Below are 14,256 nucleotides of genomic sequence, written 5' to 3' on the forward strand. Positions count from 1 at the left end.
TCCGGTGAATGTGGTCACCGGGCTGGCCGCTTCCTATCTCAGATTGACCCGCAGGGCGGCAGCCGCAGCAAAGGGCACCAGCGCCAGCGTGGCAAGTGTGATCCCCGCGAGAAAGACCAGCGGCGTCGTGACATCAAGCCCGATTGCGCCGCGACGCACCATCTCGGCCCCGAAAATCAGCGTCGGCACGTAAAGAGGCAGGACCAGAAGCGACATCAGCAACCCGCCACGCCGCAGCCCGACCGTGATCGCCGCGCCGAATGCGCCCAGCATCGACAGCGCGGGCGTGCCGATCAGCAGCGACAGGACCAACCAGATCTGCGCCGCATCGGGCAGATGCAAGAGAACCCCCAGAAGCGGCGAAAAGACCACCAGCGGCAGCCCGGTCACCAGCCAATGCGCCAAGGCCTTGATCGCAACGACGCCTTCCAGCGGCAAAGGCGCGGTGGCGAGCAGATCGAGACTGCCATCCTCGTGGTCGAGCGCGAAGATGCGATCGAGAGACAGAAGGCAGGCGAGCAGCGCCCCGACCCAGAGAATGCCCGGCGCGATGCGGGAAAGTTGGCCGCCCCCGGCCCCCACGCCAAAGGGCACCAGCGTGCAGACGATCAGGAAAAACGCAAGCGAAAGGCCGAAGCCGCCCCCGGCCCGGACCGCCAGCCGAAGATCACGCCACAGAAGCGCCCTCATGCAAATGCCTCGTTGAAGCCAGCGGGACGCGCGGGTTTGCGCCCCGGTTGGGCGCGATAGGCCGTCAGGTCGAGCGTCGATATCTCGGCTAGGCCAAGGTCGATATGGGTCGCGATCAGCGCCGCCCCGCCCGAGGCGAGATGGGCGCGCAGCATATCCGCAAACAGCGCGACCGAGGCTGTATCAAGCGACACGGTCGGCTCATCCAGCAACCAGACTGCGCGCCCGGTCACCATCAGCCGCGCAAGGCCCAGCCGTCGTTTCTGCCCGGCGGAAAGCGTATGCGCGGGACGCGCGGCAAGTTCGGTCAGGTTCATCGCAGACAAAGCCGGGCCGCTCCCGGGACCGCCAAAGACCGCCGACCAGAAGCTCAGGTTCTCTGCGACCGTCAGCGCGGGCTTCAGGCCATCGGCATGTCCGGCATAAGCGATGCTCTCGGGCGGGCAGATGATCTCGCCCGCGACGGCGGGCTGAAGCCCTGCCAATGTCCGCAGAAGCGTCGTCTTGCCCGCGCCATTCGGGCCGCGCAGGACCAGCGCCTGCCCGGCGGGAATGTCGAAATCCAAGCCCTCGATCACGCGCAGGCCACCGCGGACGACGGCCAGATCACGGACCGAGATCAGGCTCATAACGGCAGAAGCGCGCAGGCCACGCGACGGCCTTCGGACAGCGTGACATTGTAGCTGCGCGCCGCCGAGGCCGAATTCATCGGCTCGGCCATGACGCCCGAAGCCTCCAGCGCGGCGGTCAGGTCCTTGGGCGGGAAGGCGACATCCGCGCCCATGCCAAAGAAAAGGACGTCGATCTGCCCGGCCAGCGCCAGAAGCGGCGCGCGGTCGTCAAACCCGCGCCATTCCTGCACGCCCTCGGGGGTGACAATGATCGCGCCGCGATAGACCTTGCCGCCGACCCGGAAGAAACCGGGGCCATAGCCGTCGATCGGGACGACGCCCGAGAACTCGGTGGGGGTCATCGTCGACATCAGGGCGCGTCCCGGAAGGCGGCGGGGATCTCGTCCTTGACCTCTTTCGGATCGGGCTTCGACCAGTCGCGCTTCACGCCGAGCCACAGCACGATATTCTTCGCGACATAGACCGTCGAATAAGCGCCCACGAACACGCCCCAAAGCATGGCAAAGACGAAGCCGCGGATCACGTCGCCGCCAAAGACATACATCGCCGTCAGCGCCAGCGCGGTGGTGACGGCGGTCATCACGGTGCGCGAAAGCGTCTCGTTCACCGTCAGGTTCATCACGTCGACCAGCGGCATGGTCTTGAACTTGATCAGGTTCTCGCGCAGCCGGTCAAAGACCACGACGGTATCGTTGACCGAATAGCCCAGCGTCGTCAGCAGCGCCGCGATGGTGGTCAGGTCGAATTTCAGCTGGAACAGCGAGAAGATCCCAACCGTCAGCAGCACGTCATGGAAGATCGAGACCACGGCGCCGATGGCGAATTGCCATTCGAAGCGCAGCCAGATGTAGAACATGATCGCGATGGTTGCCGCGCCCACGGCATAGAAGGCGGTCTTGATCAGCTCGCCCGAGACTTTCGGGCCGACCGATTCCACGGCGGCAAAGCTGACCTGCGGATCGACCTCTTTCAGCGCGGCTTCGACCCGGTTCAACTCCTCGGGCGTGACCGATCCGGTCTCGTCCGTGGTGCCGATGCGGATCATGGCGACATGCTTGTCCTCGCCGAAGGTCGGATCGAAGACCTCGGTGATCGAGACATCGCCCAGATCCAGCCCGTCCAGCGCCTGCCGGTAATCGCCGACCTCGAAGGCGGTCGCACTTTCCGTGCGGATCGTCGTGCCGCCCTTGAAGTCGATGCCGAAATTCAGCCCCATCACCGCAATGACGATGATCGAGCCCAGCATGGCCGCGGCCGAGATCCCGAAGGTCAGCCATTGCAGGCTGAAGAAGTTGATCTTGGTCTCGTCGGGGACCAGTTTCAGACGAAATGCCATATGCCCGTCCCCTTACAGAACCAGTTCTTTGGGTTTGCGCAAATCGAGCCACAGCACGATCAGCAGTCGCGTCAGGAAGATCGCCGTAAAGACCGAGGTCACCAGACCGATGGTCAGCGTCACCGCGAAACCCTTCACCGGACCCGAGCCAAGGAAGAACATGACCATGGCGGCGATAAAGGTCGTCACATTGGCGTCAATGATGGCCGACATGGCTTCGTTGAAACCGTCGTCGATGGCCTTGGCGACACGTTTGCCGCGGCGCAACTCTTCGCGGATACGCTCATAGATGATGACGTTCGCATCCACCGCCGTGCCGACGGTCAGCACGATCCCGGCAATGCCCGGCAGCGTCAGCGTCGCCCCCATCATCGACATGATCGACAGGATAAGGATCACGTTGGTGATGACCGCGACCGCAGCAAAGACCCCGAACAGACCATAGCTCGCGATCATATAGGCCACGACCGCGACGGTCGCGATGATCGCCGAAAGTCGGCCCGCTTCGATCGAATCCTGCCCAAGTTCCGGACCGATGGTGCGTTCCTCAAGGAAGGTCATCTCGGCGGGAAGCGCACCTGCGCGCAGCAGGACCGAAAGCCGGGTCGAGCTTTCAACATCCATCGAGCCCGAGATCTGCCCCGAACCGGTGGTGATCGCCTGCCGGATGACCGGGGCGGAAATCACCTGATTGTCGAGAACGATGGCGAAGGGCTGGCCGATATTCGACGAGGTATAGGCCCCGAAGCGCTTCGCGCCCGCAGGGCCGAAGCGGAAATCGACGGAAGGCTGGCCGTTCTGGTCGAAGCTCGGCCGCGCATCGGTCAGATCCTCGCCGGTGACGACGGGGGATTCTTCGAGCGTGTAATAGACGCCCGGCTCATCCATCGAGGGCAGAACCACCTGCCCCGCCGAGACGCGGGCATTGGCATCCGTGCCGCGGGTCACGACTGGGTTGAAGGTCAGCTTGGCGGTCGTGCCGATCAGCTTCTTCAGTTCCTCGGCCGAGCCGATGCCCGGAACCTGAATCAGGATGCGATCCGCGCCTTGGCGCATGATCGTGGGTTCGCGCGTGCCGACCTCGTCGATACGGCGGCGAATGATTTCCAGCGATTGCTGAACGGTGCGGTCATCGGTCGCGGCTTTCTCCGCATCCGACAACTGAACGGTCAGCCGGTTGCCCGCGCCCTTGATGTCCAGATCCGTCGAGCCCGCGCCGCTGATCGAGGCGACCGGCGTCGCCAAGCCGCGCGCGATCTCGACCGCCTTGGCGATCTGGTCGGCATTGGCGATCTCGACGATCAGCTGGCCCTCGGGCGCGGTGACGCGGCGGACCGCGCCGATGGTCCCGCGCTGTGCGACAAGGGCGTCGCGCAGTTCCGGCCACAGGCTGTCCATCCGCGCCTTATAGACATCGGCCACATGGACCTCGCCCAGAAGATGCGCACCTCCGCGCAGGTCGAGACCCAGATTGACCAGCCCCGAGGGCAGCCAATCCGGCCAGCCCGATTTCGCGGCAAGATCCTCGGGCGTCTCGACACCCGTGCGCTCCATCTTGGTGATGGCATCATTATGCTGCTCGACCCGGTTATAGAACAGGTTCGGGGCAGCGAAGAGCAGTCCGAGGGCGATCAGCCCCAGGATCAGCACTCGTTTCCAGGCGGGGATCTGAAGCATGTCGGCTCAGGCGGCTCAGCTATTCGCAACGACCGGAGCGGTCTTGTTCACGACGCCGGTGATGGTCGCGCGGACCACGCGGGTCTTGACGCCAGGCGCGATCTCGACTTCCAGTTCATTGTCGCGCACGGCGGTGACCTTGCCGATCAGCCCGCCCTGGGTGATGACCTCGTCGCCCTTCTTGACCGCCTCGACCATGGCGCGATGTTCCTTCATGCGCTTTTGCTGCGGCCGGATCATCAGGAAATACATGATCACGAAGATCAGGATGAGCGGCAGGAAGGATGCAATGCTGGCGGCGCCCGAGGGGGCGGCGGCCTGAGCATAGGCGGGGGTCACGAACATGGGTTGATCCCTTTCTTTGTCATTCTCCGGGAGATCCCCCGGCGGAATTGGCGCGCACCGTAGCCGCGTGCCGGGGGGATGGCAAGAAAGCGCGGCATGACATCTGCGCCAACATGCCCCAACGCCTGCCGTGGACATGCGAAGACAGCTGTGGCAGGTCAGGAAAAACCACCCAAGGAAGGCCGGATCATGGCAAATGATGCATTGCACCCCGCGCTGGTCGAACGCCCCACCCTGGCCGATGAGACCGGCATTCCGAAGCTTCTGGCGATCATGGCGGCGCTGCGCGATCCCAAGACCGGCTGCCCTTGGGATATCGAACAGGATTTCGCCTCGATCGCGCCCTATACGATCGAAGAGGCCCATGAGGTTGCCGATGCCATCGCGCGCGAGGCCTGGGACGAGCTTCCTGGCGAATTGGGCGATCTGCTGCTGCAGGTGGTCTTTCACGCCCAAATGGCGGAAGAGGCCGGAAAATTCGCCTTTGGCGACGTGGTGAGCAGCATCACCGAAAAGATGGTCGATCGTCACCCGCATATCTTTGGCGACGAATCCCGCGACAAATCCGCCGAGCAGCAGATCAAGGATTGGGAAGCGATCAAGGCCCGCGAACGCGCCGCCAAAGCCGAAAAGGGCGTCCTCGACGGCGTGGCGCTTGGCCTGCCCGCCCTGACCCGGGCGGTGAAGCTGCAGAATCGTGCCGCGCGGGTGGGCTTCGACTGGCCCGGCCCCGAGGATGTCCTTGCGAAGATTCAGGAAGAGGCCGCCGAACTGGTCGAAGCGCGCGACAGCACCGATCACGCGCATCAGGTCGAGGAATTCGGCGACCTGATGTTCGTCATGGCGAATCTGGCCCGCCATCTGAATATCGACCCCGAAGAGGCGCTGCGTCTGGCCAACGCCAAATTCACCCGCCGCTTCCGCGCGATCGAGGCGGAACTCGCCGCGCAGGGTCGCCGTCCCGAGGATAGCGACCTGGCCGAGATGGATGCGCTCTGGGACAGGGCCAAGGCGGCCGAGCGGGCCTAGGCTCAAGAGGGATCACTACTCCTGTCCTGAAGATGAGGTTTGCGGCGGGAAAAAACGCTCTTCCGTCACGGTTAGCGGCGCGCCGCCGGCCTTTTCGAATTGCGACGCATGATCTTGGTGCGGTCTATATGGCCGCGAGATTGCGGCCGGGCGCGCAGATCACTTGTTTTTCGGGGACCTCGCGATGCGCAGCAGGTCTCGCGCGGACCGCGCAGTCTTGCGGTCGCGCCGGGCATATTGCGTTCAACTTTGGAACGGCATCGCCACCCTCCGCAAAGATATGGCGCGATTGGCCATAGGACGCTCTGGATGGATTGCCGCAGCGTGGGAACGCGGTCCGCGCTGGTAAACATTCGCCTCATAATTGATGACAAAACGGGCGTTTCGATGGCGATGGGACGCTGTCGCATCTGCGCTCCCTTCGGTCCAAGTCGGCGGCTGGCGACTTTGCCTAGGGCCTTTTCTGTTCCCTGCCGCCACCGAACGGAATTTCTCAGGGTCACACATCGATTCTTCGCTGAGCCGCGGAGGCATTGATGTGACCGACGCTCATGAAAATCGCATTCGGTCGCGCTCAGCAGCGCCGGGCAGCGCGTCGCTTGATGTTCAACCACCCGTCGAGAAGAAGCGGGCTCGACAGCCGATGGATTGGCCGGACGCTAGGCAGCCTCTGCTCCGCTGGTGACCTCGGCCAGAGCGGCATCGTAGATCGCCAGCGCCTCGTCCCGGTTTCCGGCCCGCGAGGCGCCTTCCGAAAGCAGCCTGCGCCAGCCCCGCGCGCCGGGGCGGCCATGGAACATGCCCAGCATGTGGCGGCCGAACTGATGCAGCCTGCCCCCCCACGCCAGATGGTCCTCGATCATCGGGCGCATCGCCAGAGCGGCATCGAGCGGGCTCTGGAATGTCGGCTCTTCGCCCCAGAGCAGGTCGGCGCTGCCCAGGATGTCCCAGGGCTGGTGATAGGCCGCGCGGCCGACCATCGCCCCATCCATCACCTGCAGATGCCCGCGCGCCTCGTCGAGCGAGGCGATGCCACCATTGATCGAGAGATGAAGTTCGGGAAATTCGGATTTCATGCGATGCACCAGCGCATAATCCAGCGGCGGGATCTCGCGGTTCTCGCGCGGCGACAGGCCCTGCAGCCAGGCCTTGCGGGCATGAATGGCGATGCGGCGGATGCCGGCCTCGCGCATGCGGGCGATGAAATCGGGCAGCACGGTCTCGGGGATCTGGTCATCGACGCCGATGCGGCATTTCACCGTGACCTCAACCGGACTGACCCGCGCCATCGCCCCGACACATTCCGCCACCAGATCCGGCATGGTCATCAGCACGGCGCCGAAACAGCCCGACTGCACGCGGTCGCTGGGGCAGCCGACATTGAGGTTGATCTCGTCATAGCCCCAATCCGCAGCGATCCGCGTTGCCTCGGCCAGAAGCACCGGATCCGAGCCGCCAAGCTGCAATGCGATGGGGTGTTCGGCCGCGTCATAATCCAGCAGCTTGGCGCGATCGCCATGGATCACCGCCTGCGCGGTCACCATCTCGGTATAAAGCAATGCCCGGCGCGACAGTATCCGATGCACCATGCGGCAATTCCGGTCTGTCCAGTCCATCATGGGGGCCACGGAAAGTCTTGCGGCATCACCTGGGTTGGAGTTTTGCTGAGCCGTCATTTGCCTGCTGCCATGGTTGCGGGTTTCGATCTGGTCCTTCATTGCGGACATATGGTGGCGAGGTGGGTTCCGCCGGATGCAAGCGCCCCAAATGGCATCTGTCATGCCGCGCCGCAAGGGCGGCAAAGGACGCCTCGCGCAATTTCCACCCGGCACCGGCGCACCCGAACCCGGTTTCCAGCAGTCGTTAAGCTATTTTTAAGCATGTCGCGGCAAATCTCGCGCTGGCAGGAAAATCGGGGACGGGAATGGCGGCAATCGCCTATACAGTTGCATTCGAAGGCGTCGAGGCCCGGCTCGTCGAGGTGCAATGCTCGCTCGCGCCGGGCCTGCGGGGCTTTGCCATCGTGGGCCTGCCGGACAAATCGGTCAGCGAGGCCCGCGAGCGGGTGCGCGCCGCATTCGCCGCTCTGGCGATCGCCTTGCCGGCCCGGCGCATCACCATCAACATGTCGCCGGCAGATCTGCCCAAAGAGGGATCGCATTTCGACCTGCCGATCGCCCTTGCCGTTCTGGGCGCGCTTGACATCGTTCCCGTAGAGGCGCTCGAAGGCGTGGTCAGCCTGGGCGAGCTTGCGCTTGATGGGCGGCTGTCGCCGGTCGCCGGCGCGCTGCCCGCGGCACTTGCCGCCGCGACCGAGGATCGCGCGCTGATCGTGCCCAAAGCCTGCGGCCCGGAGGCGGCCTGGGTCGGGGCCATCGCGGTCTTTGCGCCCCGCAGCCTCAGCGAGGCGGTCGATCACCTGACCGATCGTGCCCCCCTCAGCCCCGCCGCTCCGGGCGAGGCGCCCTGCCCGCCGCACACCGAGGATCTGCGCGAGGTCAAGGGGCAGGAGCGGGCCCGCCGCGCCATCGAAGTCGCCGCGGCCGGACGCCACCACCTGCTGATGGTCGGCCCGCCCGGCGCGACCAAGACCATGCTCGCCCGTCGCATTCCGGGCATCCTGCCGCCCCTTTCCGCCGAGGAAGCGCTAGAGATTTCGGTCGTCCATTCGATCGCCGGTGGGCTGAAGAATGGCGGGATCTCGCGCCGGCCGCCGTTCTGCCAGCCCCATCACACCGCCTCGAGCGCGGCGATCGTCGGCGGAGGCCGCCAGGCCGGGCCAGGGCAGATCAGCCTTGCGCATCACGGCGTCCTGTTTCTCGACGAATTGCCGGAATTCGATCGCCGGGTGATCGACGCCTTGCGCGAACCCATCGAGACGGGCGAGATCCATGTCGCGCGCGCCAATGCCCATATCCGCTACCCTGCCCGCTTCCTGCTCGTGGCCGCCGCCAATCCCTGCCGCTGCGGCTATCTTGCCGATGCCGAACGCGCCTGCCCGCGCGCTCCGGGCTGCGGGGCCGATTACATGGCGCGGGTCTCGGGACCGATGATGGACCGCTTTGACCTGCGGCTGGAACTGGCCCAGGTCAGCATCGACGAGATGAGCCTGCCCGCGACCGGCGAAAATTCGGCCGCGGTGGCTGCCCGCGTCGCCGCCGCCCGCGCCGTTCAGGCGCGGCGCTTTCGCGATCATCCCGCGATCCGGGTCAATGCCGAGGCTCATGGCGCGCTTCTCGAGGAAATCGCGCCGCTCGACAGCGAGGGGCGCGCATTGCTCACCATGGCCGCCGCGCGCATCGGCCTGACGCCGCGCGGCTACCACAGGGTACTGCGAACCGCGCGCAGCATCGCCGATCTGGACGCCTCGCCCGAGATCCGAAGACCCCATCTTGCCGAAGCGCTTTCCTATCGGCTCGCACCCGCGCGGGCGGTCTGAACGGATCGGCCTTTCCTTGGCCGGGACCGAAATTCTCTGACAAAAAACCTGCGGGAAAACGCGCTACGGCGCGACAAAGCACCACGCCTGCGGATGGGAATATCTGTTCCGCGTATTGTTTTGTGCTGGTATGCTGAGATTCGCAAAAGTTGAGTGTGCTTGCTCACCCGGTAGCAAAAAGGATGCGGATTTTGTCGTACATCCAAGACCCCACCACAAGACCTCCCACTGCGCCCGGCCAACGCCTGCGAGAGATCCTCGTCTTTGTCCTGTTGGCATTTGCCATCTGGCCGATCCTTTCCGTGGCCTTCGTGGGGGCCTATGGCTTTCTCGTCTGGTTCTACCAGATGTTCGCGGGACCGCCCGGGCCACCCTCGGCAGGCCACTGACCTGATATGCCAGCCAGTGCCAGCATATCCCGCCGCCAGCTTCTGAGGGGACGTGCCAGCCCCCCCAGCTTTTGGCCAAGACCGCCTGGAGTAAGCCGGGACTCGGCGCTTGCCTGCACCGGATGCGGGCTATGCGTCGAAAAATGCCCCGAAAATGTCCTGATGTTGCGCGACAACCGCGTCGCGCTTGCCATTGGCTGGGGCGAATGCAGCTTTTGCGGCGAATGCGCCGAGATCTGCCCCGAGCCCGTCTTTGCGCCGGTCAGGGTGATGGACCATGTCCTGACCATCACGAGCGATTGCCTTGCCCAGGCCGGCATCTCTTGCATGAGTTGCCGCGATGCCTGCCCGGAAAATGCGATCTCGATGATGCCGCGGATCGGCGGGCCGTTCCTGCCCCGCCTCGCCGCAGATGCCTGCACGGGCTGCGGCGCCTGCGCCATGACCTGCCCGAGCGATGCGATCATCGCCCAAGCCAAGGAGCGGCCGGATGAAGGATGAAATATGGCATGTCTCTTCGGCCGTGATCACCGCGATGCCGGGCGCGATGGAAGAGATCGTCCGCCAGATCGAGGACCATGACGGGGTCGAGATCCATGCCCGGGACGATCGGCGGCTCGTCGTCACGATCGAAGGGCGGAGCAGCGGCGAACTGGGCGAGAAACTGACCAATATCAATCTGATAGACGGAGTTCTGGGCGCCAATATGGTGTTCGAGCATGCCGAGAAGGTGGAGTGACGCAATGACTGTAGACCACACCAGACGGAATCTCCTCAAGGCCCATGCTGCGGCGCTCGCCGCCTCGGCGGCGGGCCTGCCCACGAGTTTGCTGGCCCAGCCGGTGCCCGGGGGCGTCGAGGCCTTGCAGATCAAGTGGTCCAAGGCACCATGCCGCTTTTGCGGGACGGGCTGCGGGGTTATGGTCGGCGTCAAGGACGGCAAGGTCGTCGCCACGCATGGCGACATGCAGGCCGAGGTCAACCGCGGCCTCAATTGCGTCAAGGGCTATTTCCTGTCCAAGATCATGTATGGCCAGGACCGCCTGACAACGCCCCTGATGCGCAAGACGAATGGCGTCTTTGACAAGGACGGCGAGTTCGAGCCGGTGACCTGGGACGAGGCATTCGATGTCATGGCCGACAAGGTCAAGGCGGTCCTGAAGGAGAAGGGCCCCGAAGGCGTCGGCATGTTCGGCTCGGGGCAATGGACCGTGCTCGAAGGCTATGCGGCGACCAAGCTGATGCGGGTCGGGTTCCGCTCGAACAACCTCGACCCCAATGCGCGGCACTGCATGGCCTCGGCGGCAGTGGCCTTCATGCGCACCTTCGGCATCGATGAGCCGATGGGCTGCTATGACGATTTCGAACATGCCGATGCTTTCGTGCTCTGGGGCTCGAACATGGCCGAGATGCACCCGATCCTCTGGACGCGTCTGGCGGATCGCCGCCTGGGCACGCCGGGGGTGAAATGCGCGGTACTCTCGACCTTCACCCATCGCTCGATGGATCTGGCCGATATTCCGATCGTCTTCACGCCCGGCACCGATCTCGCGATCCTGAACTATATCGCGAACCACATCATCGAATCCGGCGCGGTGAACGAGGAATTCGTCTCGAAACACACCAAGTTCATGATGGGCACGACGGATATCGGCTACGGCCTGCGCCCGGACAACCCGCTTGAGGTCAAGGCAAAGGGTGCCGCGACGGCCGACAAGATGGAGCCCTCGGATTTCGAGGCGTTCAAGGCGCTCGTCTCGGAATATACGCTCGAATCCGTCAGCAAGCTGACCGGCGTCGAACAAGGCCTGCTGAAAGAACTGGCCGAGCTTTACGCCGATCCCAACCGCAAGGTCATGTCGCTCTGGACGATGGGCTTCAACCAGCATGTGCGGGGCGTCTGGGCGAACCAGATGCTTTACAACATCCACCTGCTGACCGGAAAGATCTCGGAGCCCGGCAATTCGCCCTTCTCGCTGACCGGACAGCCATCGGCCTGCGGCACGGCGCGCGAGGTCGGCACCTTCGCCCATCGCCTGCCCGCCGACATGGTCGTGACCAATCCCGAGCATGTCAAACATGCCGAAGAATTGTGGAAGGTTCCGCATGGGCTCTTGAACACCAAGCCCGGTTTCCATGCCGTGCTGCAGGACCGGATGCTGCATGACGGCGTGCTGAACTTCTACTGGATCCAGGTGAACAACAACCTGCAGGCCAGCGCCAACAGTTCGGGCGAGGCCTATCCCGGCTACCGCAATCCCGACAACCTGATCGTCGTCTCGGATGCCTACCCGACCGTGACCGCGATGGCCGCAGACATCATCCTGCCCGCGGCCATGTGGGTCGAGAAAGAAGGCGTCTATGGCAATGCCGAGCGCCGCACCCATGCCTGGCACCAGCTTGTCGACGCACCCGGCGAGGCGAAATCCGACCTCTGGCAACTCGTCGAGTTCTCCAAGCGCTTCACCACCGATGAGGTCTGGCCTGCCGAATTGCTGGCCGCCAACCCCGAATTCAAGGGCAAGACCATCTTTGACGTGGCCTATGCCAATGGTCAGGTCGACAAGTTCCCGCTGAACGAGATCCGCGAAGATTACGCCAATCCCGAAGCCAAGGATTTCGGCTTCTACATCCAGAAGGGCCTGTTCGAGGAATATGCCAGCTTCGGGCGCGGCCATGGCCATGACCTTGCGCCCTATGACATGTATCAGAGCGACGAGATCCGCGGCCTGCGCTGGCCGGTCGTGGATGGCAAGGAAACGCTCTGGCGCTTCCGCGAGGGCTACGATCCCTATGTCGAGGCCGGGCGCGGCGTGCAGTTCTATGGTTACCCCGATGGCAAGGCGGTGATCATCGGTGTGCCCTATGAGCCGCCTGCCGAAAGCCCGGACGACGAGTATAATTTCTGGCTGGTGACCGGGCGGGTGCTGGAACATTGGCATTCCGGCTCGATGACCATGCGGGTCCCCGAGCTCTACAAGGCCTTCCCCGGCGCGAAGGTGTTCATGAACGCCACAGATGCGCGGGAACGCGGGCTGAACCAGGGGATGGAGGTTCGGGTCATCTCCCGCCGCGGCGAGATCCGCTCGCGCGTGGAAACCCGCGGCCGCAACCGGATGCCCAAAGGCGTGATCTTCGTGCCCTGGTTCGACGCCAGCCAGCTGATCAACAAGGTGACGCTGGACGCGACCGATCCGATCTCGAAACAGACCGATTTCAAGAAATGCGCCGTCAGGATTGAGGCCGTATGATGAAACCGCTTCGCATCTTCGTGATCCTTGCCGCCTGCTGCGCCGGCACATTGACGCTGGCGCAGAGCATCGCCCAGGATCCCCCGGAACTGACGGGTCCGACCCCGGATCCGATGGAGCCGATCGCCGCCGCACCGCTGGAACGCTATGTCACCGATGACGTGCGGCAAATGCGGGCCTATCCCGAGCAGCCTCCGATCATCCCGCATTCGATCGAGGGCTACCAGCTTTCCGTCAATGCCAACCGCTGCCTCAGCTGTCACAAGCGCGAAAATTCGCTGGGCACCGGCGCGCCGATGATCTCGATCACGCATTTCATGACGCGCGACGCGCAGATGCTGGCCGATGTCTCGCCCCGGCGGTATTTCTGCACCCAATGCCATGTTCCTCAGGCCGATACAGAGCAACTGGTGACCAATACCTTCACCGACATGGCCGAGATGGGCGCGGAAACGGCGGGGGAGCAGTGACATGCTGCAATGGATCCTTGCGCCGTTCAAATGGTTCTGGCGCGTGTTGTGGACGCCGGCTGCGACCCTGGGGTTGGGTTTCCTGACCCTCGGCGGATTTGTCGGTGGCGTGCTGTTCTGGGGCGCCTTCAACACCGCGCTTGAGACCACGAATACCGAGGCCTTCTGCACCTCCTGCCATGAAATGCGCGACAACCTTTACGAAGAACTGTCGCATACGGTGCATTTCTCGAACCGTTCCGGGGTGCGCGCCTCCTGTCCGGACTGCCATGTGCCGCATGAATGGACCGACAAGATCGCCCGCAAGATGCAGGCCTCGAAAGAGGTCTGGGGCAAGATCTTCGGCACGATCAGCACCCGGCAGAAATTCCTGGAAAAGCGGCTTGAACTGGCAAAGCACGAATGGGCCAGGCTCAAGGCGAATGACAGTCTGGAATGCCGGAACTGCCATACCGCCGTGGCCATGGATCTGTCGAAACAGGCCCCGCGCGCGGCGAATATCCATAGTCAATACATGCTGACCGGCCAGCGCACCTGTATCGATTGCCACAAAGGGATCGCTCACCAGCTTCCCGACATGACCGGCATCGAGCCGGGCTGGACCGTGCCGCCCGAACTCATGGACGAGCCGGCACCGCCCCCGGACGGCCGCGCCGACCTCGAAGGCTATCTGAAGCATCAGGCTCTGGACGGCTGATCCAGCAAGGTCACACAGCCGCGCGTGAACGGGATCGAGCATAGGCCCGCAACACTGCGCGGCGACCCTGCTTGGCGCGGCGCGTCTCGGTCTCTCGGCCATCTTCAACACAGGCGGGTCATTAGAAACGCAGACGTCTTGCATCGCCGTGCCAGGCGCTGACGGGCTGATCGCTCTGATTTTCAGCAGCAGGCCTTTTCATGTGCCGTAACAGCGGCGGCGAAGGCAGTTCGAACCAAATCAGGTCGCATTGAAAGCTGCTCGATATTCCTCTAACGGCAGCAATCATGGACGGAACGGC

At 64.0% G+C, this 14,256-nt stretch carries 15 protein-coding genes; 8 read left to right on the top strand and 7 right to left on the bottom strand.

The window, feature by feature from the left end:
- Positions 1-33 precede the first annotated feature (33 nt).
- From ccmB to yajC, 6 genes are read right to left on the bottom strand one after another with little or no spacing between them, the layout of a single operon-like run.
- Positions 34-690 (bottom strand): heme exporter protein CcmB, encoded by a 657-nt coding sequence (gene ccmB / locus ESZ60_RS08015; RefSeq protein ID WP_134679996.1) that lies wholly within the window; start codon positions 688-690, stop codon positions 34-36.
- Positions 687-1,319, bottom strand: coding sequence for a heme ABC exporter ATP-binding protein CcmA (gene ccmA / locus ESZ60_RS08020; RefSeq protein WP_134679998.1), 633 nt, complete (start codon positions 1,317-1,319; stop codon positions 687-689). Before ccmA ends, ccmB begins: the two co-directional genes overlap by 4 nt.
- Positions 1,316-1,672 carry an Mth938-like domain-containing protein gene (locus tag ESZ60_RS08025; protein WP_134680000.1) on the bottom strand — a complete coding sequence of 119 codons (357 nt, stop codon included), beginning with the start codon at positions 1,670-1,672 and terminating at the stop codon, positions 1,316-1,318. Before ESZ60_RS08025 ends, ccmA begins: the two co-directional genes overlap by 4 nt.
- Positions 1,672-2,658: a protein translocase subunit SecF gene (gene secF / locus ESZ60_RS08030; RefSeq protein ID WP_134680002.1), complete on the bottom strand. Its 987-nt coding sequence runs from the start codon at positions 2,656-2,658 to the stop codon at positions 1,672-1,674. Before secF ends, ESZ60_RS08025 begins: the two co-directional genes overlap by 1 nt.
- A gap of 12 nt (positions 2,659-2,670) precedes the next feature.
- Entirely contained in the window at positions 2,671-4,335 is a 1,665-nt protein-coding gene (gene secD / locus ESZ60_RS08035; RefSeq protein WP_134680004.1) for a protein translocase subunit SecD, read from the bottom strand.
- Positions 4,336-4,350: 15 nt separating this feature from the next.
- A complete protein-coding gene (gene yajC, locus ESZ60_RS08040; protein WP_134680005.1) occupies positions 4,351-4,680 on the bottom strand; it encodes a preprotein translocase subunit YajC in 330 nt (109 codons plus the stop codon).
- A 189-nt stretch (positions 4,681-4,869) separates the two neighbouring features.
- Here yajC and mazG point away from each other — a divergent pair, with 189 nt between their 5' ends.
- Complete coding sequence (gene mazG, locus ESZ60_RS08045) at positions 4,870-5,709, top strand: nucleoside triphosphate pyrophosphohydrolase (protein WP_134680007.1); 840 nt, start codon at positions 4,870-4,872, stop codon at positions 5,707-5,709.
- A gap of 659 nt (positions 5,710-6,368) precedes the next feature.
- On the opposite strand, the gene dusA is transcribed toward mazG, so the two are convergent.
- Entirely contained in the window at positions 6,369-7,385 is a 1,017-nt protein-coding gene (gene dusA / locus ESZ60_RS08050) for a tRNA dihydrouridine(20/20a) synthase DusA (protein WP_134680143.1), read from the bottom strand.
- A gap of 248 nt (positions 7,386-7,633) precedes the next feature.
- Here dusA and ESZ60_RS08055 point away from each other — a divergent pair, with 248 nt between their 5' ends.
- The 7 genes from ESZ60_RS08055 to ESZ60_RS08085 all read left to right on the top strand — a co-directional run bounded on the left by ESZ60_RS08055 (position 7,634) and on the right by ESZ60_RS08085 (position 13,955).
- Positions 7,634-9,148, top strand: a complete 1,515-nt coding sequence (locus tag ESZ60_RS08055) for a YifB family Mg chelatase-like AAA ATPase (RefSeq protein ID WP_134680009.1) — start codon at positions 7,634-7,636, stop codon at positions 9,146-9,148.
- A 191-nt stretch (positions 9,149-9,339) separates the two neighbouring features.
- A complete protein-coding gene (gene napE / locus ESZ60_RS08060) occupies positions 9,340-9,537 on the top strand; it encodes a periplasmic nitrate reductase, NapE protein (protein ID WP_245155619.1) in 198 nt (65 codons plus the stop codon).
- A 6-nt stretch (positions 9,538-9,543) separates the two neighbouring features.
- On the top strand, positions 9,544-10,038 hold the full coding sequence (locus ESZ60_RS08065; RefSeq protein ID WP_134680013.1) for a ferredoxin-type protein NapF: 495 nt from the start codon (positions 9,544-9,546) through the stop codon (positions 10,036-10,038).
- Complete coding sequence (locus ESZ60_RS08070; RefSeq protein WP_134680015.1) at positions 10,028-10,276, top strand: chaperone NapD; 249 nt, start codon at positions 10,028-10,030, stop codon at positions 10,274-10,276. The genes ESZ60_RS08065 and ESZ60_RS08070 overlap by 11 nt, the downstream gene beginning before the upstream one ends.
- 4 nt (positions 10,277-10,280) lie before the next feature.
- Positions 10,281-12,788, top strand: a complete 2,508-nt coding sequence (gene napA, locus ESZ60_RS08075; RefSeq protein WP_134680017.1) for a periplasmic nitrate reductase subunit alpha — start codon at positions 10,281-10,283, stop codon at positions 12,786-12,788.
- Positions 12,785-13,258: a nitrate reductase cytochrome c-type subunit gene (locus ESZ60_RS08080; RefSeq protein ID WP_134680019.1), complete on the top strand. Its 474-nt coding sequence runs from the start codon at positions 12,785-12,787 to the stop codon at positions 13,256-13,258. Before napA ends, ESZ60_RS08080 begins: the two co-directional genes overlap by 4 nt.
- 1 nt (position 13,259) lies before the next feature.
- Positions 13,260-13,955 (top strand): NapC/NirT family cytochrome c, encoded by a 696-nt coding sequence (locus ESZ60_RS08085; RefSeq protein ID WP_134680021.1) that lies wholly within the window; start codon positions 13,260-13,262, stop codon positions 13,953-13,955.
- The last annotated feature ends 301 nt before the right edge of the window (positions 13,956-14,256 follow it).

This window comes from Paracoccus ravus (assembly GCF_004522175.1).
Classification (GTDB): Bacteria; Pseudomonadota; Alphaproteobacteria; order Rhodobacterales; family Rhodobacteraceae; genus Paracoccus; species Paracoccus ravus.